26 protein-coding genes and 1 pseudogene are annotated in these 26,928 nt (G+C 59.4%); 7 read left to right on the plus strand and 20 right to left on the minus strand.

The features are described 5' to 3' along the window. Positions 1-51: 51 nt before the first annotated feature. From ASD95_RS30345 to ASD95_RS16510, 6 genes and pseudogenes are all read right to left on the minus strand, one after another. Positions 52-591, minus strand: a complete 540-nt coding sequence (locus ASD95_RS30345) for a methyl-accepting chemotaxis protein (protein WP_442965744.1) — start codon at positions 589-591, stop codon at positions 52-54. A gap of 9 nt (positions 592-600) precedes the next feature. Beyond that, positions 601-1,461: pseudogene (locus ASD95_RS30350) on the minus strand (PAS domain-containing protein); the annotation flags it as partial. Positions 1,462-1,976: 515 nt separating this feature from the next. After that, positions 1,977-2,990, minus strand: coding sequence for an ABC transporter substrate-binding protein (locus ASD95_RS16495; RefSeq protein ID WP_056725924.1), 1,014 nt, complete (start codon positions 2,988-2,990; stop codon positions 1,977-1,979). Continuing rightward, on the minus strand, positions 2,987-3,535 hold the full coding sequence (locus ASD95_RS16500; RefSeq protein WP_056725926.1) for a sigma-70 family RNA polymerase sigma factor: 549 nt from the start codon (positions 3,533-3,535) through the stop codon (positions 2,987-2,989). Before ASD95_RS16500 ends, ASD95_RS16495 begins: the two co-directional genes overlap by 4 nt. A gap of 139 nt (positions 3,536-3,674) precedes the next feature. After that, positions 3,675-4,466, minus strand: coding sequence for a phosphate/phosphite/phosphonate ABC transporter substrate-binding protein (locus tag ASD95_RS16505; RefSeq protein WP_056725928.1), 792 nt, complete (start codon positions 4,464-4,466; stop codon positions 3,675-3,677). Positions 4,467-4,609: 143 nt separating this feature from the next. Further along, a complete protein-coding gene (locus ASD95_RS16510) occupies positions 4,610-5,551 on the minus strand; it encodes a fatty acid desaturase (protein ID WP_056725930.1) in 942 nt (313 codons plus the stop codon). Positions 5,552-5,880: 329 nt separating this feature from the next. Here ASD95_RS16510 and ASD95_RS16515 point away from each other — a divergent pair, with 329 nt between their 5' ends. After that, positions 5,881-6,294 carry a GNAT family N-acetyltransferase gene (locus ASD95_RS16515; protein ID WP_056725932.1) on the plus strand — a complete coding sequence of 138 codons (414 nt, stop codon included), beginning with the start codon at positions 5,881-5,883 and terminating at the stop codon, positions 6,292-6,294. Positions 6,295-6,412: 118 nt separating this feature from the next. Here the strand turns inward: ASD95_RS16515 and def are convergent, their stop codons facing one another. Both def and ASD95_RS16525 read right to left on the minus strand, forming a co-directional pair. Beyond that, positions 6,413-6,952 (minus strand): peptide deformylase, encoded by a 540-nt coding sequence (gene def, locus ASD95_RS16520; protein ID WP_056725933.1) that lies wholly within the window; start codon positions 6,950-6,952, stop codon positions 6,413-6,415. Between the two features lie 2 nt (positions 6,953-6,954). Next, entirely contained in the window at positions 6,955-7,911 is a 957-nt protein-coding gene (locus tag ASD95_RS16525) for a YihY/virulence factor BrkB family protein (protein WP_056725935.1), read from the minus strand. Between the two features lie 354 nt (positions 7,912-8,265). On the opposite strand from ASD95_RS16525, the gene ASD95_RS16530 reads away from it, so the two are divergent. Then, positions 8,266-8,643, plus strand: a complete 378-nt coding sequence (locus tag ASD95_RS16530; RefSeq protein ID WP_008054262.1) for a hypothetical protein — start codon at positions 8,266-8,268, stop codon at positions 8,641-8,643. Positions 8,644-8,829: 186 nt separating this feature from the next. Here the strand turns inward: ASD95_RS16530 and fadD1 are convergent, their stop codons facing one another. Both fadD1 and fadD2 read right to left on the minus strand, forming a co-directional pair. Continuing rightward, entirely contained in the window at positions 8,830-10,530 is a 1,701-nt protein-coding gene (fadD1, locus tag ASD95_RS16535; RefSeq protein WP_056725937.1) for a long-chain-fatty-acid--CoA ligase FadD1, read from the minus strand. 356 nt (positions 10,531-10,886) lie between these two features. After that, positions 10,887-12,575, minus strand: coding sequence for a long-chain-fatty-acid--CoA ligase FadD2 (gene fadD2, locus ASD95_RS16540; protein WP_056725939.1), 1,689 nt, complete (start codon positions 12,573-12,575; stop codon positions 10,887-10,889). 245 nt (positions 12,576-12,820) lie between these two features. On the opposite strand from fadD2, the gene ASD95_RS16545 reads away from it, so the two are divergent. Both ASD95_RS16545 and ASD95_RS16550 read left to right on the plus strand, forming a co-directional pair. Then, positions 12,821-13,765 (plus strand): alpha/beta hydrolase, encoded by a 945-nt coding sequence (locus ASD95_RS16545; protein ID WP_056725941.1) that lies wholly within the window; start codon positions 12,821-12,823, stop codon positions 13,763-13,765. A 41-nt stretch (positions 13,766-13,806) separates the two neighbouring features. Continuing rightward, entirely contained in the window at positions 13,807-14,277 is a 471-nt protein-coding gene (locus ASD95_RS16550; protein ID WP_056725943.1) for a MaoC family dehydratase, read from the plus strand. A gap of 129 nt (positions 14,278-14,406) precedes the next feature. Here ASD95_RS16550 and ASD95_RS16555 read toward each other — a convergent pair whose 3' ends face one another. Further along, positions 14,407-14,874 carry a ferritin-like domain-containing protein gene (locus tag ASD95_RS16555; protein WP_056726325.1) on the minus strand — a complete coding sequence of 156 codons (468 nt, stop codon included), beginning with the start codon at positions 14,872-14,874 and terminating at the stop codon, positions 14,407-14,409. Between the two features lie 202 nt (positions 14,875-15,076). On the opposite strand from ASD95_RS16555, the gene ASD95_RS16560 reads away from it, so the two are divergent. After that, complete coding sequence (locus ASD95_RS16560; protein WP_003227425.1) at positions 15,077-15,313, plus strand: DUF3820 family protein; 237 nt, start codon at positions 15,077-15,079, stop codon at positions 15,311-15,313. 18 nt (positions 15,314-15,331) lie between these two features. Then, on the plus strand, positions 15,332-16,513 hold the full coding sequence (locus ASD95_RS16565) for an aminotransferase class V-fold PLP-dependent enzyme (RefSeq protein ID WP_056725944.1): 1,182 nt from the start codon (positions 15,332-15,334) through the stop codon (positions 16,511-16,513). A 2-nt stretch (positions 16,514-16,515) separates the two neighbouring features. On the opposite strand, the gene ASD95_RS16570 is transcribed toward ASD95_RS16565, so the two are convergent. The 4 genes from ASD95_RS16570 to zwf form a co-directional block, all read right to left on the minus strand. Continuing rightward, positions 16,516-17,241 carry an intradiol ring-cleavage dioxygenase gene (locus ASD95_RS16570; RefSeq protein WP_056725946.1) on the minus strand — a complete coding sequence of 242 codons (726 nt, stop codon included), beginning with the start codon at positions 17,239-17,241 and terminating at the stop codon, positions 16,516-16,518. 200 nt (positions 17,242-17,441) lie between these two features. Further along, positions 17,442-18,107: a bifunctional 4-hydroxy-2-oxoglutarate aldolase/2-dehydro-3-deoxy-phosphogluconate aldolase gene (locus ASD95_RS16575; protein ID WP_056725947.1), complete on the minus strand. Its 666-nt coding sequence runs from the start codon at positions 18,105-18,107 to the stop codon at positions 17,442-17,444. 17 nt (positions 18,108-18,124) lie between these two features. Beyond that, the gene (pgl, locus tag ASD95_RS16580) at positions 18,125-18,838 is read right to left on the minus strand and encodes a 6-phosphogluconolactonase (RefSeq protein ID WP_056725949.1); all 714 of its coding nucleotides are present in this window, start codon (positions 18,836-18,838) and stop codon (positions 18,125-18,127) included. Next, entirely contained in the window at positions 18,825-20,294 is a 1,470-nt protein-coding gene (gene zwf / locus ASD95_RS16585) for a glucose-6-phosphate dehydrogenase (protein WP_056725950.1), read from the minus strand. The genes pgl and zwf overlap by 14 nt, the downstream gene beginning before the upstream one ends. A gap of 228 nt (positions 20,295-20,522) precedes the next feature. On the opposite strand from zwf, the gene ASD95_RS16590 reads away from it, so the two are divergent. Further along, positions 20,523-21,383, plus strand: coding sequence for a MurR/RpiR family transcriptional regulator (locus tag ASD95_RS16590; protein ID WP_170948639.1), 861 nt, complete (start codon positions 20,523-20,525; stop codon positions 21,381-21,383). Positions 21,384-21,421: 38 nt separating this feature from the next. On the opposite strand, the gene ASD95_RS16595 is transcribed toward ASD95_RS16590, so the two are convergent. The 5 genes from ASD95_RS16595 to ASD95_RS16615 form a co-directional block, all read right to left on the minus strand. Continuing rightward, a complete protein-coding gene (locus ASD95_RS16595) occupies positions 21,422-22,342 on the minus strand; it encodes a D-hexose-6-phosphate mutarotase (RefSeq protein ID WP_223541251.1) in 921 nt (306 codons plus the stop codon). A gap of 113 nt (positions 22,343-22,455) precedes the next feature. Then, the gene (locus tag ASD95_RS16600) at positions 22,456-23,802 is read right to left on the minus strand and encodes a carbohydrate porin (RefSeq protein ID WP_056725952.1); all 1,347 of its coding nucleotides are present in this window, start codon (positions 23,800-23,802) and stop codon (positions 22,456-22,458) included. A 194-nt stretch (positions 23,803-23,996) separates the two neighbouring features. After that, on the minus strand, positions 23,997-25,157 hold the full coding sequence (locus ASD95_RS16605) for an ABC transporter ATP-binding protein (protein ID WP_056725954.1): 1,161 nt from the start codon (positions 25,155-25,157) through the stop codon (positions 23,997-23,999). A gap of 4 nt (positions 25,158-25,161) precedes the next feature. Continuing rightward, on the minus strand, positions 25,162-26,007 hold the full coding sequence (locus ASD95_RS16610) for a carbohydrate ABC transporter permease (RefSeq protein ID WP_007995997.1): 846 nt from the start codon (positions 26,005-26,007) through the stop codon (positions 25,162-25,164). After that, a complete protein-coding gene (locus ASD95_RS16615) occupies positions 26,000-26,908 on the minus strand; it encodes a carbohydrate ABC transporter permease (protein ID WP_008032969.1) in 909 nt (302 codons plus the stop codon). Before ASD95_RS16615 ends, ASD95_RS16610 begins: the two co-directional genes overlap by 8 nt. Positions 26,909-26,928: the final 20 nt, after the last annotated feature.

Below are 26,928 nucleotides of genomic sequence, written 5' to 3' on the forward strand. Positions count from 1 at the left end.
CACACAATAAAAAAGGGTCCCTCTACCGGGACCCTTTTTCATTTGCCGCGACTAGTTCAATTGCAATGTCGAATTGAACTGACTGATCGCATCCACCACATGCCGCGAACCCTGTTGGATTTCCAGAATCACCTCCCCTGCCTCATTCGCCAATTCAACGCCGAGCCCGGTTCGACTCAGGCTCGATTGCATGCTCGACACCGCGCTGAGCGACAAATCGTGGTTCCTGCGCACCACCTCGACAATCTCCAGCGTCGCCTGACTGGTGCGCGCCGCGAGGCTGCGCACTTCATCGGCCACCACCGCAAACCCGCGCCCGTGCTCACCGGCGCGGGCCGCTTCGATTGCCGCGTTGAGCGCCAGCAGGTTGGTCTGATCGGCAATGCCGCGAATGGTCTGCACGATGGTGCCGATGATGTCGGACTGTTTGCTCACGGCGTCGATGCTCAGTGCCGCCTCGTTCAAATCCCGGGAAATATCCTGGATGATCTGCACCGTCTGCTGCACCACCTCGGAACCCTTGCGCGCGCAGACGTCGTTTTGCACTGAAGTGCTGTGGGCCGATTCTGCGGCGGTTTGCAGGGTGGTCATCTGGTGGGTGATATCGCTGGCGAACTTGACCACTTTGTACAACCGCCCCTTGGCGTCGAACAACGGGTTGTAGGACGCCTCCAGGAATACCGTCTGACCCTGCTTGTTCCTGCGTTCGAAACGGTGGGAGTGATATTCGCCACGGTTAAGCGAAGCCCAGAAATTCCGGTAACCCTGGGACTCGGATTCGGCACGGTGGCAGAACAGGCTGTGATGCTGCCCCACCACTTCATTGAGCGAGTACTGCATGGTTTTCAGGAAGTTCTCGTTGGCGCTGATGACCTTGCCTTCGGGCGTGAACTCGATCACGGCCATTGAACGACCGATCGCGGCGAGCCTGCTTTCGTTTTCGTGTTCCTTGTTGATCCGTGCGGTGATGTCGGTGGCTACCTTGATCACACTTTTCACCTGCCGGTCAGGGCCCAGCACCGGCATGTAGCTGGCTTCGAGCCAGATCTCCCGGCCACTCTTGTGCAAGCGCAAAAAGGTCCCGCTCAGCGGCTCGCCCCGCGCCAGGTCACGCCACAACCTGGTGTACTCGTCGCTGCGGTAATACTGCTCCTCGCAAAAGACCCGGTGATGCTTGCCGCGCACTTCGTCGGCGCTGTAGCCCATGGCATTGCAAAAGTTTTCGTTGGCATCGATGACGGTGCCATCCGGGGTGAACTCAATCATCGCCATCGAACGACTGATCGCCGCCAACTTGGCATTGGCCTCAGTCAGCGCACAGCTGAAGCGTTCGATTTCCAGCAGGTCAGCCTTGTGATGTAGGTTGAACATGGTTGTATCACCTTCAGCGCGGTTTTTGATTGATGAAAGTTGCAGGTCTTTCACATCCACCACTACGTTCCACGGAACAGGCACACGCATCCCTCCAAAAAAGAAGGACTAGTCAGGTGATAATTGATGATCAATCGGAGGGTCCTTACAGCGACACGCTCATCAAGACATCCTTCTCTTGATAGCCCGCATGCGGGCCAGCCCTAACAGGTTCACAACAAATTCCATTTAACGGACAACTCCCTGTCACCAAGTGTTGGTGCGTTCGTTTGCGCACTCTTTCGCCAAGCCATCAACCGCCCCATCACGGCCGATATGGTTAGTTACAGCTGATCATAGACAGCAACCTTGGGCTTGCAAGGCCACTAGTCGGCCAGCATTGAGGACAAAAACGATTCAGCTGCTTGTTGGGGGTTGCCGCCCGTCGAGCATGAGAACGGCACAGGACAGCAAATTGGCGTAAGACTTGAGAACATTCGCGAGCAAGCCCGCTCCCACAGGGGTTCTTTGTTGACCACGGGATTTGTGGACACAACAGACCCAATGTGGGAGCGGGCTTGCTCGCGAAGACGGCAGCTCAAACACTGCAGAAACGTCAGAAAGCACTACAAGCTGGTACTCACCCTGGTGGCCACCTCCCCCGGCACCCAGCCCTTCCACACCTGCGGCTGCTCACGCAAAAACGCTTCGGCGACTTCACGGGGTTTCTGCCGTTTTTCACTCATCTGGCCCAGGGTCTGGTTCAACAGATCAATCGGCAGGTCGACCTTTTCGAAAAACGTCACCAGATCCGGATACTGCGCCTTGAACGGTGCCGACACGCCAATGGCCAGGCTGGCCGGCATCGAGCGCGTGCCTTTGGGGTTCGGGTTGTTGGCGTCGGCCAGGGTTTTCCAGGCTTCGGCGTCGAACGGTGGCTCGTCGAGTTTCACCAGTTTGAAGCGCCCCAGCAGCGGTGTCGGCGACCAGTAGTAGAAGAGCACTGGTTTGCCTCGGCGGATCGACGACGCTACTTCTGCGTCCAGAGCTGCACCGGAACCGGTGCGGAAGTTGACGTAGCTGGCGGTCAGGTCATAGGCCTTGAGTTTCTGGCTGTTGACGATTTCCGAAGTCCAGCCGGTCGGGCTGTTGAGGAAGCGTCCGCGGCTCGGGTCTTCAGGGTCGCGGAATACGTCTTTGTATTTCGCCAGGTCAGCAACGGACTTCAACTCCGGGGCCAACGGCTTGATGCCGCGCTCGGGATCGCCCTTGATCACGTACTCCGGCACCCACCACCCTTCGGTGGCGCCCTTGACCGTATCGCCGAGGCCAAACACCTTGCCCTCCGCCGCCGCCTTGACCCAGGCGGGACTGCGCCCTGCCCACTCTTCACCGATGACCTGGATATCGTTTTTCGCCAGCGCCGCTTCAAGGCTGACGGTGCTGCCCGGCAGCGTGTCGGTCGGGTAGCCGTAACCTTTTTCAACGATCAGGCGCAGGATTTCGGTGATGAGGCTGCCGCTTTCCCAAGTGATGTCGCCAAAGTGGATAGGTGCCGTTTTTTCCGTGGCCGATGCGGGGTGGGACAACAGGCTCAGGGCCAGCAGCGAACTGCCGAGCAGGGTTTTGATCGATCTCATGCGGACCTCTTGTTCTGGAGGGGACGGTTCAGGGATTGGTTGGCGCTGTGCCGGTCGCACAGGGCCTGGGAGCGGCTCATGTAGTCGCTGACTGAACGCAGGGAGATGCCCAGCGCAGCGGCAATTTGCGGATAGGTCAGGCCGTCGATCCGCGACAGCAGGAAGGTCGAGCGGACTTTGCCTGGCAGCCGCTGAAGACTGCACTCCACACGGGTCAGGGTCTGGGACAACTGAGCCAGTGCCTCCGGCGATTCGGCGTGGACCGGCTCGGCCTGTTGCAGTTGTTGAAGGTACTGGCGCTCCAGATCACCTCGACGCCAGCGCTGATAGAGCAGGCGCCGGGCGATGGTGGTGAGCAAGGCACGGGGTTCACGGATTGCCGTCAGGCTTGGGGCCTGGAGCAGTTGCACGAAGGTTTCGCCGACAATGTCTTCGACAGCGGCGGCATCGTTCAGGGACTGACGCAGTCGCGTGCAGAGCCAGTGGTAGTGGGCGCGGAACAATCCGTCCACGCACTTGCGATGAAGAATATCGGCGCCGGACATAGGGGCTCCTGGGTTAGGGGTCGCTGAATGTCCGGTGGTCCGGTGAGGCGAATCCTAGCAAGGAGCCTTATTCATTAATAATATTTAAAACTTATTTTTATATTCACTTATGGAATTAAAAATAACTCCTGACAAGCCTCTATCGCAAATCCCCATACCCCAACGTCTCAGCCTCACGCTGATAGTCGAGCACAACCTGATAGTCGCTTTCGTTGGCCGGCAGCACCTCTGGCAAACCGAGGGTTTCGGCAACCTCTGGCAGTTCGCGCAACGCCAGGTTCATCAGCTTCAGCAGCTCTTCAGCCAGTTCATCGCTGACCGTCGCGGCAGTAATGAACGGTAAGGCGGGACTGAACGCACTGCGGGCGATCACCCGCAATCCAGCCACTTCCTCTGCGGCATGGCGTGCCAGATAGGCAAAGGTAACGCTGTCGATGGCTGCCAGATCGGCAAGGTCTTCGCGTAGCCAGCGCAGGCTTTCGCGATGGCTACCGCTGATTCCGACCCGGGCAAAAAAACGCCCGTCACGTTGCAGTGGCGCCAACAGGTGGCGCAGCAGGTTCATGCCGCTGTTGGAGTCCAGGCCATTGATCACCCCTCGACTGTGGCGAAAATCCGCCAGGATCTGTCGCCGATCATCGACGCGGCCCAACAGCAGGCTGCAATGATTGCCGCCACTGCTGTCCGGCAACTCATAACGAGGGCGGCCCAGTACCCGGACCTTGCCGCGCAATGCCGTCATCAGCGGATAGCCGCAGGTTTGTGTCAGCAGCAAGTGCGGTGACAACCACATCTGCATCAGGGACAGGCCTTCGGCATCCTCGCGGGTGTCGCCCAGGTGCTCGAGGATTCGCGCCAGCCAGCGTTCGTTGGCCTGGTGGATGGATTCGGGGGCGGTGTACATCAGCAGTTCGGCGATGTGTTGGGTCATCGATATTGTCCCATGCAACGAAAATCCCCTGTGGGAGCGGGCTTGCTCGCGATGGCGTCGTGTCAGTCAACATCCATGCAATCTGTCACTCCGCTATCGCGAGCAAGCTCGCTCCCACAGTAGGTCAGTGGCGATTCAAAAAATCAGTAAAACGGATGCCTCGGGCTGTCGATGGCCTTCACTCCATGCTCACGCCACAACTGCCCATAACCCTGCACCAGGAATCCACCACTGCGCGCCAGCCATTGCTCGCGGCGGGCCCGGTAAGCGTGGGGCAAGTCGTACCAGGGCAACCCCGGCAACTCGTGATGCACCAGATGAAAATTGAGGTTCAGGAACAGCCAGCGCCACGGCCACGCCGCTTCATTGAGCACCGTGCGTTGCTCCGGCGCGGCATGAGGCCGATGTTCATAGTAGGAACGAATCATGGCGATCGACAGCGCCGGCACACTGATCAAAAACAGGTAATGCCAAACCGGCAATACACTGAAGCTTGCGATAAACAGCAACATCAACCCGGTCATCAAGCCGTGACTCAACCACATCAGCCAGGCCTGTCGCTCGCCCGCTCTCAGGCGTTGCAGCTCTTCCCGGGCCAGCGCCAGCAAGGCCAGCGGTGCACCCAGGGCAAAGCGGCCGAGCACGGTTTTGTTCAGCCAGCACAGGCTGCGCACCAGCGGTGAACTACCCTGCCACTGCCCGGCGCTCAGGTAACGGCTTTCCGGATCTCGACCGGGAATCGTCAGGTCCTCGTCGCGGTGATGCAGCAAATGGCTATCGCGGTACAAGGTGTACGGATACCAGACGGCAAATGGCGCGTAGCCCAGGATTTTGTTAAGGGTTGGCCAGCGCGTGGGATGGCCGTGCAGCAGTTCGTGTTGCACGGATAACCACAGCACCAGCAATGGAATCAGCAACAGCGTGCTCCACCACAAACCCAATCGATGGCTGTTCAATACGATGCCAAACCAGACGCCATACACACTGATCAACAGCAACCAGGTCGGCCATTCGGTGCGGGCGGTGAAGCGACGGCGCAGGGTTTCGATTTCTGCTTGGTGGGCGCTATCAAAGTAATGGGGCATGGCGTTGCTCAGATCGGGGACCAGTCCCCTTCTGTGCAATGACCTTGGGAAATCTTGCAGATTATTTTCAGGAGGATCGCTCCCATGTTGCATGGGAGCGATCAATCAATGCGGGATCAGTGACCGAACACGCCGACCTTCTTGGCTTTCTTGTCCGCGCGCTTTTCAATGGCGGTTTTCGCTGGTTTCTTTTTCGCCGCTTTCTTTGAATCCATACCTTTGGACATGATGCGTACTCCACTCATGGGGATGTGAGATCAGGTATACACCTATCCCGGCGCGCGCGTTCTTTTATAATCGCCCGCTTTGCACACCGACAGCCAAAGACCATGCCCGACACCCAATACGCCCTGCTCGACGAGCCGTTATGGCCATTGATGAACAAGTTCTATCACGCTCACCAGTCATCGATGAAAGCGGTGCGCGACGCGCAGTTGTGGGTGGCCCGACGTGACCGGATTGTTGCCGTGCTGTGTTTGCGTCCGGTGTCCGGCGGGCATTGGCTGACCGGATTGCTGGTCGATCCGGCCTGTCGCGAGCAAGGGCTTGCCGCCGGGTTGATTGCGGCCGCGGTGAAGGAGTGCGAACTGCCGGTATGGCTGTTCTGCCATCCGGACTTGCGGGGGTTTTATGAGCGACGCGGGTTTACGTTCGATCCGCCGATGCCATACGCGATGGTTGAACGGTTGAGCCGCTATGCACGCAGCAAGCCGATGATTGCGATGGGGTTGGCGCCGAAGTAACCGGGATCAAAAATGTGGGAGCGGGCTTGCTCGCGAAGGCGGTGTATCAGTCGCCAACAATGTTGACTGACCGGACCTCTTCGCGAGCAAGCCCGCTCCCACAGGGTTTTGCGGCGATTTAATCGTCCGCGCTGGGATCCAGGTCCGGGAACATCACCTCGGTGAAGCCAAACTTGCTGAAGTCGGTAATGCGCGACGGGTACAGTCGGCCGATCAGGTGATCACACTCATGCTGCACCACCCGTGCATGAAACCCCGAGGCAAAGCGCACGATGGGTTCACCCTTGGGGTCGACGCCTTCGTAGCGAATCTGCTGATAACGCTGCACCGCGCCACGCAGGCCTGGCACGGACAGGCAGCCTTCGAAGCCCTCTTCCAGGCCCGGGCTCAGCGGTGTAATCAACGGGTTGATCAGGATCGTCTGCGGCACCGCTTCGGCATCCGGATAACGCTCGCTGTGCTCGAAGCCGAAGATCACCAGTTGCAGGTCGACGCCGATCTGCGGAGCCGCCAGGCCAACGCCCCCCACACTTTCCATGGTCTGGAACATGTCATCGATCAGTTGCCACAGCTCGGGGCTGTCGAACATTTCGACCGGTACTGGCGGGGCAATGCGCAGCAGGCGCTCATCGCCCATTTTCAGAATTTCACGAATCATGATCAGGTTTCATCAATGGTCGGTTTGTGTGAGTGATCGCGGCCCAACCCCGATACATGGTGCTTTTCCTCATGGACGGGACCATGCTCGCCAGCCACTTTTTCGCCAGGGTCCTTGCCCTCTCGCGACATGTGCTCGATCACGGCATTCATTTCCGCGCCCAGCAGCAGCACTGCGGCGGAAATGTAGAAGTACAGCAACAGCACGATGATCGCACCGATACTGCCATACATGGCGTTGTAGTTGGCGAACTCCTTGACGTACAAACCGAAGCCCAGGGACGCGATGATCCATACCACCACCGCCAGCACTGAGCCTGGGGTGATGAAGCGGAATTCCTGTTTGACGTCCGGCATGACGTAGTAGATCAACGCCACCGCGACCATCAGCAGGATCACGATCACCGGCCAGCGCGCGATGGTCCAGAGGGTGACGATGAAGTACTCAAGGCCGACCTGCGCAGCGATCCAGCTCATCACCTGTGGCCCGAGCACCATCAGTGCCGCGGCGATCAGCAGCATGCCGGCAATGCCGACGGTGTAGATGATCGACAACGGAAAGCGTTTCCACAGCGGGCGCCCTTCAACCACGTCGTAGGCGGCGTTCATCGCGCTCATCATCAGCCGCACGCCGGCGGAGGCGGTGTACAGCGCAATCACGATACCCACCGACAGCAGCCCCCCCTTGGACTGCTGAAGCTGGTCAATCACCGGGTTGACCTGCTCCAGCGCCTGGGGCGGCAATACGAGTTCCGATTGCAGGCGCAGCCAGGAGAAAAAGTCGGGCAGATGCAGGAAGCCGATCAGGGCGATCAGGAACAGAATGAACGGAAACAGCGAAAAGAGCATTTGATAGGCCAGCGCCGAGGCATAGGTCGACATCTCGTCGGCCATGAACTCGGTGACCGTGCGCATCATCACACGGTGCAGGGGCAAGCCTCTCATGTCCGGAAAAATCATTCGCGTCTCCATTCGCCGCATACGGATTGGGGTTGAAGTCGTGGCGACTCAGGGGCTGTTTTCTTTCATCAAGGTAGCCCAGTTGGCGACTTTGAAACAAATTCAGCGTGCAAGTTCAGGCTGACACAAAAACGGCCATCTGAAGATGGCCGCGTCTTCTTTTCATTTAAGACATTTCAATGCAGGAAAGTCGTTACACAAGGTTGACCGAGGGCTTTTGCGGGGAGTTTCATTTATTTCACCACGACATTTCATCGTTCAATGCAGGTTGCGCTTTATGTTTGCGGGCCAACCCCTGAGAATGCGCAACACATTCAGGCCTTGGCGCTGAAGATCCAATCCCGTAGGAACGTTATGAAACTCGATAAAAAGCAGGCCATTGCCCGCAGAAACCAGGAACTCGGCGGTGCTGTGCTTGGCGTCAACAACTGCCACTTCGCCGAACTGAACCGTAACCGCAACATCTGGTGGTTCGACCTCCCGGTGACGCGCCTTGCAATCGGTCAGTACGAGTGGATTCACCTGCTGATGCACACGCCGGCCACCGACGAACTGCTGCACCTGAAAGTGCCGACGGTGTTCCTGCGCGAGAAGCTCGAAGGCCTGGTGGTGCGCAATGAAGGCAAGCGCAAGGCGGCATTGAGCCTGGAACTGAGCGCCGACAAGGACTCCTTCCTGCAGGACATGCGCCCGGCGGGCACCAACGTCAACTTTGCACCGTTTCGCCAGTAACCCAAAAAGCTAAAAGCTTCGCGAGCAAGCCCGCTCCCACATTTAACCGAGTTCCTCCAGCAAGAATGCGGTCGAATGTGGGAGCGGGCTTGCTCTGGGCGGCGTTCCGACGAAGACGGCCTGACAGGCACCAATGACTTATCAGGCATCCAAAAAAAGCCCCGCATCTGCGGGGCTTTTTGTTGATTACGCGGTGGCTTTCTTCGCGTTGATCTTCTTCAGCTCTTCATCGCGCAATTCACGACGCAGGATCTTGCCGACGTTGGTGGTCGGCAGTGCATCGCGGAACTCCACGGAGCGCGGGACCTTGTAGCCGGTGACGTTGGCGCGCATATGCTCCATCACCTGTTCCTTGGTCAGGGTAACGCCCGGCTTGGCGACGATGAAAATCTTGATCGCCTCGCCCGACTTCTCGTCCGGTACACCGATGGCCGCGCATTGCAGCACGCCCGGCAGTGTCGCCAGCACGTCTTCGAGTTCGTTCGGGTACACGTTGAAGCCGGACACCAGGATCATGTCTTTCTTGCGATCGACAATGCGCATGTAGCCATCGGTCTGGATCAGGGCGATGTCACCGGTCTTCAACCAGCCTTCGCTGTCGAGGATTTCATCCGTGGCTTCCTGGCGCTGCCAGTAACCCTTCATGACTTGCGGCCCCTTCACGCACAGCTCGCCGATTTCGCCCAGCGGCTGCTCGACACCGGCATCGTTGATGACTTTGCACAGGGTCGACGGCACTGGAATGCCAATGGTGCCGATCTGGATGTGCTGGATCGGGTTCACCGTCGCCACCGGGCTGGTTTCGGTCATGCCGTAGCCTTCGCAGATAGCGCAACCGGTCACCGCTTTCCAGCGTTCGGCCGCGGCCAGTTGCAGGGCCATACCGCCCGACAAGGTGACTTTCAGCGCGGAGAAATCCAGCTTGCGGAAGCCTTCGTTGTTGCACAGGGCCACGAAGAGCGTGTTCAGGCCGACGAAGCCGCTGAACTTCCACTTTGACAGTTCCTTGACCATCGCCGGCAGGTCGCGCGGGTTGCTGATCAGGATGTTGTGGTTGCCGATCAGCATCATCGCCATGCAATGAAAGGTGAAGGCATAGATGTGGTACAGCGGCAGTGGCGTGATCAGGATCTCGCAACCTTCATTGAGGTTGGAGCCCATCAGCGCCTTGCACTGCAGCATGTTCGCCACCAGGTTGCGGTGGGTCAGCATCGCGCCCTTGGCCACGCCGGTAGTGCCGCCGGTGTATTGCAGTACCGCGACATCGCCACTGGCCGGACTGGCTTCCGCCACTGGCTGGCCCATGCCTTTGCTGAGCACGTCGTTGAACTTGACGGCCTTGGGCAAGTGATAGGCCGGCACCATCTTCTTCACGTACTTGATGACGCTGTTGATCAGCAGACGCTTGAGCGGTGGCAACAGGTCGGCGACTTCGGTGACGATCACGTGCTTGACGCCGGTTTTCGGCACCACGGTTTCCGCCAGGTGCGCCATGTTGGCCAGGCAGACCAGGGCCTTGGCACCGGAGTCGTTGAATTGGTGTTCCATTTCCCGCGCGGTGTAGAGCGGGTTGGTGTTGACCACGATCAGCCCGGCGCGGATTGCACCGAAGACGGCTACCGGGTACTGCAACACGTTGGGCAGTTGCACGGCGATTCGATCGCCAGGCTGCAAATCGGTATGCTGTTGCAGATAAGCGGCAAACGCACCGGACAATTCGTACAGTTCACCGTAGGTGAGTGTCTTGCCCAGGTTGCTGAATGCCGGCTTGTTGGCGAAGCGTTGGCAGGATTGCTTCAACACTGCCTGAATATTCGGATACTCGTCTGGATTGATGTCGGAAGCAATCCCAGCTGGGTACTTATCCTTCCAAAAGTCTTCGATCATGGAAGCCCACTCCTCAGCAACGCGAATTCAGCACCGCATTTGATGCGATTATTATTGGTGTTTGGTCATTGGTGAATCTGGCTGATAGAAGGCCGAGAAGTCACAAAGCGCGCCGAGAGTAGCAGCTTTGCCAAGGGTCGACTAGAGCCAAAAGCGGCCTCTACGGTCACAATTGTGACTCAAGACTTGCAAGCAGTCATTTTAGAGCAAAAAACCTATAAAGCCCTGTAGCCCGCTAAAACCGGGGCTCAAAGCAAAAGATCGCAGACTTCGACAGCTCCTACAAAGAAATGCGTTCCCTGTAGGAGCTGCCGAAGGCTGCGATCTTTTGGAGCCGCGCCGGTCTCTACGACCTGCTACGCGATATCACGCAACTCCCGCCGCAAAATCTTGCCCACCGGCGTCATCGGCAGCGACTCACGCAGCACGATGTGCTTCGGGACTTTGTACGCCGTGAAGTTTTCCTTGCAGTAAGCCTTCAGCTCTTCAAGGCTGACCCCTGCTTCACGGGCCACCACGAACAACTTCACCGCCTCCCCCGACCGCTCGTCGGGCACACCGATGACCGCACAGTTGGCGACATTCGGGTGAGCCATCACCACGTCTTCGATCTCGTTCGGGTACACGTTGAAGCCCGAGACAATGATCATGTCCTTCTTGCGGTCAACGATGCGCACGAAACCGTCCGGGTCGATCACCGCAATGTCACCGGACTTGAACCAGCCCTCGGCATCCAGCACTTCGGCCGTGGCATCGGGTTTCTGCCAGTAGCCCTTCATGATCTGCGGGCCCTTGATGCACAACTCGCCGCGTTCGCCCAAAGGTTGCTCGACACCGTCATCATTGATGACTTTCAGCGTGGTGCCCGGCACTGGCAGGCCGACCGTGCCAATCCGCGACTGGTCGCCATAGGGGTTGGTGCAGGCCACCGGGGAAGTTTCGGTCAGGCCGTAACCTTCGGTGATGCGGCAACCGGTCAGTTGCTCCCAACGCTCGGCGGTGGCCTTGACCAGCGCAGTGCCACCGGAGTTGGTGAGCTTGAGGCTGGAGAAGTCCAGGGTCTTGAAGTCCGGATGATCCATCAGCGCGACGAACAGAGTGTTCAGCCCCAGCAACGCCGAGAACCGCCAGTTCTTCAGTTCCTTGATGAAGCCGGCGATGTCCCGCGGATTGGTGATCAGCACGTTGTGGTTGCCGGTCACCATCATGCACATGCAGTTCGCTGTGAAGGCATAGATGTGGTACAGCGGCAGCGGCGCGATCATCACCTCCTGGCCTTCGCGCAGCAGCGGTTGCCCGTCGCTGGCCGACTGACTGAGGCAGGCCCGTGCCTGTTGCATGTTCGCCACCAGGTTGCCGTGGGTCAGCATCGCGCCCTTGGCCAGGCCCGTGGTGCCGCCGGTGTATTGCAGCACGGCGATGTCGTCGAGGCCGACCTTCAGTGGCTTGATACCCAGGCCACGGCCCATGCGCAGCGCACTCTTGAAGGAAACGGCCTGGGGCAAGGAGTAGTCCGGGACCATCTTCTTGACCTTGCTCACCACCGTGTTGACCAGCCACCCCTTGGCGGTGGGCATCAGGTCGCCCATCTTCGCTTCGATCAGGAACTGGATATCGGTGTCGGGCAGCACTTCCTGGACTTTCTGGCCGAACATGTTCAGGTACACCAGCGCCCGGGCACCTGAATCCTTGAACTGATGACGCATTTCCCGCGCGGTGTACAGCGGGTTGGTGTTGACCACGATCAATCCGGAGCGCAAGGCTCCGAACACGGCAATCGGGTAATGCAGGACGTTGGGCATCTGCACCGCAATGCGGTCACCCGGTACCAGGTCTGTGTGGGCTTGCAGGTAGCCGGCGAAGGCTGCGCTCTGGCGTTCCAGCTCGGCGTAGGTCAGGGTCACGCCCATGTTGCTGAACGCAGGGCGGTCAGCAAACTTCTTGCAGGAACGCTCGAACACCTCGATTACCGACTTGTAGGCTCCCAGATCGATATCCAGGGGGACGCCGGCCGGGCGTTTGTCATTCCAGAAATCAGGTTGCATTGTTGTTGTCCTCTTTACCTGAATCTATCCGGGGCCACTTCTCTGTCACTTTTCAAAAAAAATGCAAAAAGCGGAGCTTCACGGACACTAGCAGTTATGACGTAGCAGGCAAATATGCCCACGGCCGTCATTGACCGTATGAATCTACTCGCCGTGGCGTAGGCTGATCAGACGCCCGGCCAAGGATGCGCTATAAACTGCAACGAGCTGTTTCAGACCAAGCAGCCTCATGCAAAGGAACCGCCATGATCCATGACACTTTCTGGCTGACCACGAGCGACCACAGCCGCCTCTTCGTCAACCAGTGGCTCCCCGACGGCAGCCTCAAGGCAATGATTCTGCTGGCCCACGGCATGGCCGAACACAGCGCTCGCTATGGTCCCCTGGCGGAAAAACTCTGTGAGCAGGGCTATGGCGTGTGTGCCCCTGACCTGCGGGGACATGGCAAAACTGCCGAAAACGGGACACTCGGACATTTCGCCGATGACGATGGCTGGTGCAAGGTCGTGAGCGACCTGGCCAGCCTCAACCAGCACATCGGCCAGCAGCACCCTGGCGTCCCGATCGTGCTGCTCGGTCACAGCATGGGCAGTTACATCGCCCAGGCCTATCTGCTGCACCACAGTGCCAGCCTGCACGGGGCAATCCTCAGCGGCTCGAACTTCCAGCCTGTGGCGCTTTATCGTGCGGCAAGGCAGATCGCCCGTCTCGAACGCCTGCGCCAGGGCCGCAAAGGACGCAGCGCCTTGATCGAATGGCTGTCGTTCGGCTCGTTCAACAACAAATTCAAACCGGCACGCACGCCGTTCGACTGGCTCAGCCGTGATCCGGCGCAGGTCGATCTGTACGTCAACGACCCGCTCTGCGGCTTTCGCTGCACCAATCAACTGTGGATCGATTTGCTCGGCGGCTTGCAGCAAATCAGCAAAGCGTCCAATCTCGCGCAGATCGACCCGGGCCTGCCGTTGCTGGTGATTGGCGGCGAATGTGATCCGGTGAGCGAAGGCAAACGTCTCAAGGATCTGGCCGACGCGTTGCGGGCGGCCGGCAGCCAGCACCTGCAACTGACCGTTTACCCGCAGGCGCGGCACGAACTGTTCAATGAGAGCAATCGCGATGAAATCATCGCCGATGTGCTGAACTGGATCGCACAGGCCTTGAGCGCTCCTCGGCCGCACCGGTCCGAATAGTTTTTTGTGGATTTTTTAATTCGTCACAGGAATTGAGACAGATGACCCAGGTTACCAACACCCCTTACGAAGCCCTCGAAGTCGGCCAGACCGCCAGTTTCAGCAAGACGGTCGAAGAGCGCGATATCCAGTTGTTCGCTGCGATGTCCGGCGACCACAACCCGGTACACCTGGATGCCGATTACGCCGCCAGCACCATGTTCAAGGAGCGCATCGCCCACGGCATGTTCAGCGGTGCGTTGATCAGCGCTGCGGTCGCCTGCGAATTGCCTGGGCCGGGGACCATCTATATCGGCCAGCAAATGAGCTTTCAGAAGCCGGTGAAGATCGGCGACACCCTGACCGTGCGCCTGGAGATCCTCGAAAAACTGCCGAAGTTTCGCGTGCGCATTGCCACTCGCGTGTTCAACCAGCGAGATGAACTGGTGGTCGATGGCGAGGCGGAGATCCTCGCGCCACGCAAGCAACAGAGCGTGACGTTGACGGAACTGCCGGCCATCAGCATCGGCTGATTGACGGGGCAAAAACAAACACTGTGGGAGCGAGCTTGCTCGCGATGAGGGCCTGACATTCAACATTGATGTTGACTGAACTGGCGCTATCGCAAGCAAGCTCGCTCCTACAGTTGTTTCAACCAGGCATTACGAACGCGCACGCGCCTGGTTACGCAGAGCCTTGACCTGATCGTGATTTCGTTGCGCGCCGTGGTACTGACGCTCAACCAGATCGCGAATGCCCACCAGGTTGTGCTTGTTGATTTTCTCCATGGCGTCCCGGTAAGCCTTCAGCGCATGGTCTTCACCGCGCTCGGCTTCATTGAGTACAGCCTCCTCGCCCTTGCCGGTGAACATCGACTTCACGTCGACCCAACGACGATGCAGGTCACCGCTGACACTGGTGGAGGTTTCCGGATCGCCACCCATCGAGCGTACGGCAGACTGCAATTCCGCGGCGGCTGTCGCACAATCGGCCGAACGCTTGATGAACAGGCTCTTGAGTTCAGGGTGCTTGATGTCTTCAGCGCAAGTCTTGAACCCGGCCTGACCGTCCTTGCTGGTTTCAATCAGGTCGTTGAGTACAGAAATCGCTTCTTTATTCATGTCGGTCATTTTCAGTTCCTCGCGGTTGATGAAAGATGCAATGAGTCGTGCACCCTGCATGCCAGTCTGGAACTGTTTACTTATTCATTATTTTTCAAACAGTTAGCCATTATCAGAAAATCTGTATCCGTTTTATTTGCATGATCTGTCATTTGGCCTGCATGCAGAATGCCTGTATTTTCCAGACTGACTGAATCAAGACGACCGATTGATGAATCCTGAAAAGCTCGAACTGCTGATCACCCGCGAAATGCCCTTTGGCAAGTACAAGGGTCGAATCATTGCCGACCTGCCCGGCCCTTACCTGAACTGGTTCGCCCGGGAAGGCTTTCCCCATGGCGAGCTGGGTGGCCTGCTGGCCCTGATGCAGGAGATCGACCACAACGGTTTGTCGGACTTGCTCGAACCGCTGCGCGCCAAACACGGCAAACCTGCCCCGCGCCACTGAACACCTACCGAGTCCCCCATGCCCGACAACACCCGCCGCGCCCGTGATGAAGCCTTCTGGCAAACCTTTGCCGACCGCTACGATGTCGAACCCGGCCCGCTCAACCTGGAGAACGGTTACTTCGCACGCATGTCGCGCACGGTGGTAGAGGAATACCAGCGCAACATCGAGCTGATCAACCGCAGCAATTCGGTGTACGTGCGCCAGCGTTTCGAACAAGGCGACAGCCTGAAGATCCGTGCGCAACTGGCCAGGTTGATTGGCGTCCCCGCCGACAGCATCGCCCTGACCCGTAACGCCTCGGAAGGTTTGCAGTCGCTGATCCGCAACTACAACCGGCTGCAGCCCGGCGATCAGGTACTGATTTGCGATCTGGAATACGACACGGTCAAAGGCGCCATGCGCTGGCTGGCGCGTAGTCGCGGCGTTGAAGTGATCGAGATCGAACACGCACACCCGGCCACCTTCGACAGCCTGCTCGATACCTATCGGCAAGCCTTCGCGCGGTATCCGCGGCTCAAGCTGATGGCCCTGACCCACGTCACCCATCGCACGGGCCTGGTGATGCCGGTGCAGGCGATTGCAGCGGCTGCGAAGGAGCATGGCATCGACGTCATCCTCGACGGCGCCCATGCCCTCGGCCAGCTTGAATTCGACCTGACCGAGCTCGGTATCGCCTTCGCCGGCTTCAATCTGCACAAGTGGATCGGCGCACCGCTGACCCTGGGTTTTATCTACATCGCCCTCGAACGCCTGGCCGACATCGATCCGGACATGGGCGAGATGCATTTTCCGCCCACTGACATTCGCGCCCGTACCTCGTACAGCACCCCCAATATCCCGGCGCTGATGACTCTACCGCTGGTGCTTGAAGAACATTGGGCGATGGGGGGTGCCGCGGCCAAGGGCGCGCGGCTTAACTATCTGCGCAACCGCTGGGTCGCGACAGCGCGGCAGTTGCCGGGTGTCGAAGTCCTGACACCGGATGATCCGCGCCTGTATTGCGGCATCACTTCGATGCGTTTTACCCGGCATGCCGACCAGCAACTCATGGTCGAGCGCCTGCTCAATGAATACAACCTGTTCACCGTGGCCCGCAGTGGCGCCGCATGCGGTCCGTGCATCCGCATTACACCGGGGCTTACCACCACCGCATCTGACATGGATGTGCTGGCCAGGGCACTGACCGAACTGGGCTGACGTCAGACGGTGTATTTGTCAAAGTCCTCGGGCCTGATCTGTGTCGACACGGCGAACGTGTCGATGCCGATGGTCATCTGCCCGAAGTAGCCGTCTTCAGCCGAATCCCGCCCCAGGGTGTGCACGCTCAAGGTCGATTTTTCACCGCCCATGGTTGTATAGATAAAGTCCTGGTCGTTGGCCAGGACCGGCACCGTTCGGCCGCTGTACGGGCGACTGCCGAGTACCGAGCGCGAGGCCACCTCAGGCAGGTAAAGCTGCCCGACCCAGGCGACATGCCGTTCTTGCAGATAGTTGTTGCCGGCCGTGATGCGCACGGCGACGTGAATGTGCAAGGCGCGGCCGGCGTAAAAACCCGGATAGATCGTGGTGAAGCGCACGATGCCCGACTTGTCGGTGAACTGCCCGCCGCGCAGGTAGGTATCGTCATCGGTGCGCGGCACGGCGCCGATGTCTCCGGTATCGACCTCGACGTCCGGGTTGATCTTGCTCCAGCCCGAATAGGCACCGCGGGCATTGCAGTGCCAGATGTCCACCAACGCATCGGGGACCGGCTCACCGGTCATGGCATCGACAATGGTCAACCGCAATACCAACGGAACGCCTTCGGCGCCTTCGCTGATATTCCTGCGGATCAGTTTGGGGTTGCGGAAATACGGGCCGGCAATCTGCTCGGGAGACAGCAGGCAGACCGGTGCCGGGGGTGCAACTGAGGTGTTGGCGTCCATGACGTTCTCTCTTCCATAAGATGAACGCAGGCTAGCACCGGTCAATTTTCGTTATGCGGTAACTATGTATCGCTGGATGTCCTTGTCCCTGTGGGGATATGAGTCGATCCAGGCAACTTTCTTCAGGCAAAAAAAAACGGTGCACCGACCAAGCGCACCGTAAAGCCGTAGAACACACAACGAGGTGTAGGGTGAAGCGATCAGTCCAGCAGCGCCAAAGCCTCGGCGGTGCACTCCTGAATGCGGGCCCAGTCGCCGTTCTTGATCCACTCCGGATCAAGCATCCAGCTACCGCCCACGCACATGACGTTTTTCAACGCCATGTAGCTCTTGATGTTGGCAGGTCCGACGCCGCCGGTCGGGCAGAATTTCACTTCGCCGAACGGACCGCCCAAAGCCTTGATGGCCGCGACGCCGCCGCTGACTTCCGCCGGGAACAGCTTGAAGCGGCGATAACCCAGGCCGTAGCCTTCCATGATGCCCGAGGCATTGCTGATGCCTGGCAACAGTGGAATCGGGCTGGCGACGCTGGCTTCCAGCAGGTCACGGGTGATGCCTGGGGTGACGATGAATTGCGAGCCGGCCGCTTCCGCCGCCACCAGCATATGGCGATCCAGCACGGTGCCGGCACCGGTCACCAGCTCCGGACGCTGCTCGCGCAGAATCTGGATGGCCTTGAGGCCCAATTGCGAACGCAGGGTCACTTCCAGGGCTGTCAGGCCACCGGCCGCAAGGGCGTCGGCCAGCGGCAGAACGTCTTGCTCGCGGGCGATGGTGATCACCGGCAGGATCCGCGCTTTCGCACAGATGCTGTCGATCAGGGCAACTTTATCCGCCATGGAAACGGTCGGGGATGGGTTTGTCATAGCGGCTGTTCCTTGGCTCATGGGCACCAGTAAATCTCTAACGTGGGTTGCAGAAACGCGCGAATCGGCATTGCGGCGACATCATCACCGGCCAGTGCGGTACTCAGGGTGGTCAGCTTGGACTGACCGGAAATCGATAGAACCTTGTGCTTGGCCGAGGCCAGCAGCGCGCGGCTCATGGTCAGGCGCTGATGCGGCACGGTCGGCGCCAGCATCGGCCAGCAGCGACGAACGCCATCGGCCTGCAATGCCTCGGCAAGGTTCGGGCTGTTGGGAAACAGCGACGCGGTGTGGCCGTCATCGCCCATGCCGAGGATCAGCACGTCGATCACCGGCAACTCCGACAGCAAGCGGTCGGCCTGCTCGGCCGCCTGTTCCAGGTTGGCACTGGCGCTGTACAGGCTCAGGAACTGCGCCTTGGCCGCCGGGCCTTGCAACAGGTAACGCTTGATCAGACCGGCGTTGCTGTCGGCGTGCTCCACCGGTACCCAGCGCTCGTCGGCCAGGCTGATCACCACGTTCGACCAGTCCAGCGTCTGCTTGGCCAGGTGCAGGAAAAACGCCACCGGGCTGCGGCCACCGGACACCACCAGGGTCGCAGTGCCCTGGGCGTCGATCGCATCGCTCAGTTGTTTCGCCACGTTCAGTGCCAGGCTTTCAGCCAGCAGCACCGGGCTCTTGAACCCATGGGCGCTGACGCCCTGGGGCAGTTTCAAATCAGATATCGCCATACCACGACCTCCCGTCCCGCGTGATCAGAGCAATGGAGCTCATCGGCCCCCAGGACCCGGCCGCGTACGGCTTGGGCGCATCACCGGATTTTTTCCACCCGGCGATCAACTGGTCACACCACTTCCACGCGGCTTCGATTTCATCTTTACGGACAAACAGGTTCTGATTGCCACGCATCACTTCCAGCAACAACCGCTCGTAGGCATCGGGAATCCGTGCGCTGCTCCAGGTGTCGGAAAAATTCAGCTGCAACGGACCGCTGCGCAGCTGCATGCCCTTGTCCAGGCCTTGGTCTTTGGTCATGACACGCAAGGAAATGCCTTCGTCCGGCTGCAGGCGGATAATCAGCTTGTTGCTGATTTGCAGGCGCTGCTCGGGAGCGAAGATGTAGTGCGACGGTTCCTTGAAATGGATGACGATCTGCGACAGCTTCTGCGGCATGCGCTTGCCGGTACGCAGGTAAAACGGCACGCCGGCCCAGCGCCAGTTGCGGATGTCGGCACGCAGGGCGACAAAGGTTTCGGTGTCGCTCTGGGTGTTGGAATTGGGTTCTTCCAGGTACCCCGGCACCGCTTTGCCTTCGCTGTAGCCAGCGATGTATTGGCCGCGCACCACCTGGGTGGTCAGGCCTTCCGGGCTGATCGGCGCCAGGGCCTTGAGCACTTTGACCTTCTCGTCGCGGATGCTGTCGGCGGACAGGTCGGCCGGCGGGTCCATGGCGATCAGGCAGAGCAGTTGCAGCAGGTGGTTCTGGATCATGTCCCGCAGCTGGCCGGCCTTGTCGAAGTAACCCCAGCGGCCTTCGATACCGACCTTCTCGGCCACAGTGATTTCCACGTGGGAGATGTAGTTCTGGTTCCACTGGGTTTCGAACAGACTGTTGGCGAAACGCAAGGCGATCAGGTTCTGGACGGTCTCTTTACCCAGATAGTGGTCGATGCGATAGGTGCGGTTCTCCGGGAAGAACTGTGCCACGGCGTCGTTGACCTTGCGCGAGGATTCCAGGTCCGAACCGATGGGTTTTTCCAACACCACGCGGGTGTTTTCCGCCAGGCCGACCTTGGCCAGGTTCTCGCAAATTGCGCCGTACACGGCGGCCGGGGTCGCAAAGTAGGCGATGACCCGCTGCGAACTGCCGGCGGATTCGGCCAGGGCCACATAATCATCGGGATTGAGGAAGTCGACGTGCAGGTAGCTCAGGCGCGCCAGAAAACGCTCGACCACGGCTTCGTCCAGCTCTTTGGCGCCCACATAGCGGCGCAGCTCGGAGGTGATGAACGCCAGGTGTTCCTGCTCGCTGCCCGGCTCACGGGCCAGCGCGATGATCCGCGTATCCTCGTGCAAGAGGCCTGCACCATCGAGTTGATAGAGGGCAGGAAACAGCTTGCGCAGGGCGAGATCGCCAAGAGCGCCGAACAAGGCAAAGGTGCACGGTTCAACCGTAATCGAGAGCATGATGTTTGTTCTTTTATCAAGTTAAGCTACAAATACCTTTTTTCAAGGCATCACTCAAGGGAAAATGTAGTAATAACCACAACATTTTCGCAAAATACAGATTCCGAGTGGTGGTCGGTCGGAGCCATCAGTAGGATAGGCCACCGTTACGGGCCTCACCAAAGGCCCTTTTTGCATTAGCCGCGCGCTTATCGGTGCCGGTGAATCAAGGAAACTTATATGGACCGCGTGCGAAATTTACTGGAGCAAATCCAGAATCGCCTTGAAGAGCTGAACAAGGCCGAACGCAAAGTCGCCGAGGTGATCCTGCTCAACCCGCAGCAGGCCACCCGCTTCAGCATCGCCGCCCTCGCCCAGGCCGCTTCGGTCAGCGAACCGACGGTCAACCGTTTCTGCCGTTCGTTCGGCGTCAGCGGCTACCCCGAGCTCAAACTGCAACTGGCCCAGAGCCTGGCCAGTGGCGCCGCCTATGTCAGCCGTGCGGTGGAGGCCGATGACAATCCGGAGGCCTACACCCAGAAGATCTTCGGCAGCGCCATCGCCTCCCTGGACAGCGCCTGCCAGGCACTGGACCCGAACCTGATCAGCCGTGCCGTCGACCTGCTGATCCAGGCGCGGCAAATCCACTTCTTCGGCCTCGGCGCCTCGGCCCCGGTGGCACTGGATGCGCAGCACAAGTTCTTCCGTTTCAACCTCGCCGTCACGGCCCACGCGGATGTGCTGATGCAGCGCATGATTGCCTCGGTGGCCCATACCGGCGAGTTGTTCGTGATCATTTCCTACACCGGCCGCACCCGCGAACTGGTGGAAGTGGCGCGCATCGCCCGGGAAAACGGTGCCTCGGTGCTTGGCCTGACCGCCGAGAACTCGCCACTGGCCAAGGCCAGTACCCTGAGCCTGAATATCCCGCTGCCGGAAGACACCGACATCTACATGCCGATGACGTCGCGGATCATCCAGCTGACCGTGCTCGACGTACTCGCCACGGGCATGACCTTGCGTCGCGGGGTGGATTTCCAGCCGCATTTGCGCAAGATCAAGGAGAGCTTGAACGCGAGCCGGTATCCGGTGGGTGACGAGTTTAATTAGGACGCTTCGCGCAAAAGATCGCAGCCTCGTTTCACTCGTCAGCTCCTACAGGTATACGCGCTTGTGTAGGAGCTGCCGAAGGCTGCGATCTTTTGATCTTCTTTACACCCCCCCACCCGCGCCTGCAAACTCAAATGCGCCCGCTCCCCCGGTTTCAGGCACAGGCTGTCGGTGCCTCCACTCGCCGCTTCCACACAGACAAATTCGGATATCTCGTTCCAGGTCACGCCGAGCAGCGGACGTGAACCGGGATGCCACACCACGGTGTCGGCCGTATCCCCGGTATCGATGCACAACGCCCGGTCCCAGGCATGGTCGTTCAACTGCAATTCGCCGTCGTGCTGGAACACCCGCTGGCATCCGCCGTCCACGCGCAATTCGCCTTCCTGCTGACAAACCTGCCGGCTCAACTGGTCGTAACCCTGCGCGCCCTCGAGCCCAGACAGCGCTATCTCACTGACATCGCCAATACGCCAGTAAGCATGCAAAGCCTGGCTCAACTGGCACGGCATGTCGTCCTGATGCTCGGTGCTCAGGCGCAATTCCATGCGTTCACCCAGGCGCGCGTGCAGGTCCACCTGCCAGTCGCACAGCTTCAGTTGCCAGTGCAATCGCACGCCATCGTCGTCACTGTTGCTGTCGAGCAGCTTCCAGTCGAGCAACCGCGCCCAGCCATGGGACGGCCAGGCGTTCTCGCTCGGATGCCGGCCATACCAGGGCCAACACACCGGCACGCCGCCACGAATGGCGCCGACCTGCGGCCACTTTGCCGCGCACCACAGCCAGGGTTTCTGGCCCTTGGGCTGGAAGTGCAGCAACTGCGCGCCCTGACGGCTGAACACCGCCTGACACAGCGGATGGTCGATCACCAGCACGTCGCGCGTCTGATAGCGCTCCCACGCGAACACCGGACGTTCGCGCAAGGATTTGAAGAAGCGTTGTAGCGGATGCTCAAGCATGTGCCACGGTCCTGAAATCAACTGTCACCGGGGTGCGCGGCCCGCAAAAAAAAGCGGACAGCCATGGCTGTCCGCAAATATGCGCACATGGAGAGAAGCTTATCGCAGACGCGTTAGAACACCGACTGAATTTTCAGGCCGGCCACCAGCGCGTTGTCGACTTCATCCACACCACCCGGGTGCGTGACGTATTGCAGGTTGGGACGTACGGTCAGCCAGTTGGTCACGTGGAAGCCGTAGTTGATCTCGTAGTTGTATTCGGTTTCACGAATCGGCGAGAACAGCGGATTGTCGTATTCCGAAACACCGTTGGCCACGTTGGTCAGCTCGGCGTTTTTCTTCACGTCATCGTTGACATGGATACGAGCGAAACCGATGCCCACGTCATCCTTCGGTCGCGCGTCGAACGGGCCCTTGTACACGAACATCAGCGACTGGTAGTTGTCGATGAAGTTGGTGTCCTTGTCGTGGAACGTGGCGTTGGCCGCGATGTTCAGACCACGGGAAGCATCGCCATTGTGGCTGGTGAGTTGCTGCTGCGCGACGAACCAGTAGCCGTGCTTGCTATCGTGGACGCGATAAGGGTTGCCGCTGGTCGCTGCGTTCTGGCCGTTGTCGTCTTCGAGAACGTCGTCTGCCGGGGCTGTGCTTTTGTAGTAACCGACACGGTACTCGCCCGGCAGGTTGTTGATCTTCGGCGACCAGACCAGTTCGACCGGCAACACGGTGCCCTCAGTGCCACTGCCGCTGAGTTTGAAACCGTTACCGTGTTCCAGTTGCGTCGGGTTCTGGTTGTACGCACCAATCTGAGCGTAGAGCTCGTCGTTGATGTTGTACTTCACGCGGATCGCCGCCTGGCTGACCGGCCAGTTGTACCAGATGTTGGTGGCCCAGTTACCGACCTGGGATCCACAGAACGCCAGGTTCTGGAATTCGCACGGGAAGGTGTTGAAGTCTTCACCTTCACCGAAGTAACCGGCCTTGACGTCCAGCTTGTTGTCGAAGAACTGGTGCTGAATCCACAGCTGGGTCAGACGGACCATGTGGCCGCGACCATAGACTTCCTGGGAGGAACTCAAGGTGCCGGCACGTGGATCGCCAATACGGTCGTTGGAGATGTTTTCGCCGTTACGGTTGGTGAGCTGGATTTTGGCCTGGGTGTTATCCCAGCCGAACAGTTTTTCCAGGTCCAGCGCCGCGCCCAGGCCAAACTGGTCGGCATAGCGCGCGGTCTTGTCATCGTTGAACCCGCCATGCAGGTTGCCACCGACTTCACCAACGTAGTCCATCTTGATGTCGATACCCTGCTCGATCAGCTTGGTACGCTCGCCACCCCAGTCGCCCGTCATCCATTTGGAGTCTGAGCTGAACGCTTCATCGGCCATCGCATTGCCGGCCAGAACCAGTGCTGCCGCTGCTGAAACCTGGCAGATCAACCGGGCCTTGTTCTTCATCTTCATCCCTACTTCCTCGTTTTATTGTTATTAACTTTTCTTCTTTAACGCGGTTACATCAGTTGCGATGCGCGACAGGCCGCGCACCACGGATTCCCCTGTGGGAGCGGGCTTGCTCGCGAATGCGGTGTGCCCTTCAACGCAGATGTCGACTGATCCACCGCTTTCGCGAGCAAGCCCGCTCCCACATTTCTTGATCTTCAGCGGCCTTTGAACTGTGCGACGTTGGCAGCGTGTGATTCGGTTTTCGCTACGCCGGCGACCCCCAGTCGCTCACCCGTTTTCGCATCGAACAGCAGCACTTTCGCCGGATCGAATTGCAGGGTCAGGGTCTCGCCCACCGCTGGCGCCACGTCCGGTGCCAGGCGGCAGCAAACCTTGGTGTCGTTGAGGTTGACGAAGACCAGGGTGTCCGGCCCGGTCGGTTCGGTGACCTGGACTTCGGCGCGAATGGTCGGCAAGCCATTCGCTTCGCCGTTGGCCAGGATGATCTGCTCAGGGCGCATGCCGAGGATCACTTCGCGGTCCTCAAGACCGGCGTCCTGCATGCCCAGCGGCAGTTCGCAACGGGCCTGGCCGCTGTCGAGCAGCGCCAGCAGGCGACCGTCCTTGCGCTGCAGGCGCAGCGGGATGAAGTTCATCGGCGGCGAACCGATGAAGCTCGCCACGAACAGGTTGGCCGGGTTGTTGTAGATGTCCTTCGGCGTACCGAACTGCTGGATGATCCCGTCTTTCATCACCGCCACTTTGTCGCCCAGGGTCATGGCTTCGATCTGGTCGTGGGTCACGTAGACCGTGGTAGTTTTCAGGCGCTGGTGCATCAGTTTCATTTCGGTGCGCATCTCGACCCGCAGCTTGGCGTCGAGGTTGGACAGCGGCTCGTCGAACAGATAGATCTTCGGCCGCCGCGCCAGGGCACGGCCCATCGCCACGCGCTGTTGCTGGCCGCCGGAGAGCTGGCCGGGCTTGCGGCTGAGCAGGTGTTCGATCTGCAACAGCTTGGAAACCCGAGCGACTTCTTCGTCGATTTCGGCGATCGGCATTTTGCGGATCTTCAGGCCGAAGGCGATGTTGTCGCGCACGCTCATGGTCGGGTACAGCGCGTAGGACTGGAACACCATGGCAATGTCGCGATCCTTGGGGCTCATGCCGCTGATATCGGCATCGTCCACCAGGATCGCGCCGCCGCTGATGGTTTCCAGGCCGGCGATGCAGTTCATCAAGGTCGACTTGCCGCAGCCCGACGGGCCGACCAGGATCAGGAACTCACCGTCATCGATCTTCAGTTCGATGTTTTTCAGGGTGTCCGGCAAGCCGGGGCCGTAGGTCTTGTTGACGTTGCGTAATTCGAGAGTTGCCATGTTTCTACCCCTTGACCGCGCCGGACGTCAGCCCACGCAGGAAATACTTGCCAGCGAATATGTAGACCAGCAGTGTCGGCAGCCCGGCGATCATCGCGGCGGCCATATCAACGTTGTATTCCTTGGCCCCGGTGCTGGTGTTGACCAGGTTGTTCAGGGCCACGGTAATTGGCTGGGCGTCGCCACTGGCGAACACCACGCCGAACAGGAAGTCGTTCCAGATCTGGGTGAACTGCCAGATCAGGCAGACCATCACGATCGGGATCGACATCGGCAGCAGGATCTTCAGGAAGATCGTGAAGAAGCCCGCGCCATCGAGCCTTGCGGCCTTGACCAGCGCATCCGGAATGCTCACGTAGTAGTTGCGGAAGAACAGCGTGGTGAACGCCAGGCCGTAGACCACGTGCACCAGCACCAGGCCGGTGGTGGTGTTGGCCAGGCCGAACTTGCCGAGGGTGAACGAGGCCGGCAGCAGCACGGTCTGGAACGGCAGGAAGCAGCCGAACAGCAGCAGGCCGAAGAACAGCTGTGAACCACGGAAGCGCCACATCGACAGCACGTAGCCATTCATCGCACCAATAAACGTGGAAATCAGCACCGCTGGCACGGTGATCTTCACCGAGTTCCAGAAGTAGCCACCGACCACGTCCCAGGCCTTGATCCAGCCGATGCCGTCGATCACGGTCGGCCAGCTCAACAGATTGCCGGTACGGATGTCTTCCGGGGATTTGAAACTGGTCAGCAGCATCACCACCAACGGAATCAGGTACACCGCCGCTGCCAACAGCAGGGTGGCGTAGATCGCGATGCGGCTGAAGCTCAATGCTGGTTTGCCGAGTTGATTAGTCATGGCGTTTGCCTCGCAGCTCGGAGTACAGGTACGGCACGAGGATGGTCAGCACGGCACCGAGCATCAGCATGGCGCTGGCCGAACCGATGCCCATCTGGCCACGGCTGAAGGTGAAGGAATACATGAACATTGCCGGCAGGTCGGAGGAGTAACCCGGACCGCCCGCGGTCATCGCCGCGACCAGGTCGAAGCTCTTGATCGCGATGTGCGCCAGGATCATGAAGGCACTGAAGAACACCGGGCGCAGGCTCGGCAGGACGATCTTCAGGTAGATGGTCGGCAGGCTCGCACCGTCGACTTGCGCGGCACGGATGATCGATTGATCGACACCGCGCAGACCGGCAAGGAACATCGCCATGACAAACCCGGAGGCTTGCCACACGGCGGCGATCACCAGGCAGTAAACGACGCGATCCTGATCCACCAGCCAGTCGAGACGAAAGCCCTCCCAGCCCCAGTCACGCAGCATCTTGTCCAGGCCCAGGCCTGGGTTGAGCAGCCATTTCCACGCGGTACCGGTGACGATCATCGACAGCGCCATCGGGTACAGGTAGACGGTGCGGATGAAGCCTTCCTTGCGAATGCGCTGGTCCAGCAGCACCGCGAGGAACACGCCCAGCACCAGGCTGATGCCGATGAACATGCCGCCGAACAGCGCGAGGTTCTTGCTCGCGACCCACCAGCGGTCGTTGTCCATCAAGCGCATGTATTGCTGCAGGCCGACCCACTTGTAGCTCGGCATGAAGCTGGAGTTGGTGAAGGACAGAATGAACGTCCAGATGATGTAACCGTAGAAACCAACCAACACGATCAGCATGCTCGGCGCGAGTACCAACTTGGGTAGCCAGCGTTGCAGCGCATCGAACGGTGAGGCTTTGCTGAAAACCGCCACAGAGCTCATCGGGATAATCCAGGTTTAGA

Origin of the sequence: Pseudomonas sp. Root71, assembly GCF_001429045.1 — a bacterium.
GTDB classification, from domain to species: domain Bacteria; phylum Pseudomonadota; class Gammaproteobacteria; order Pseudomonadales; family Pseudomonadaceae; genus Aquipseudomonas; species Aquipseudomonas monachiensis.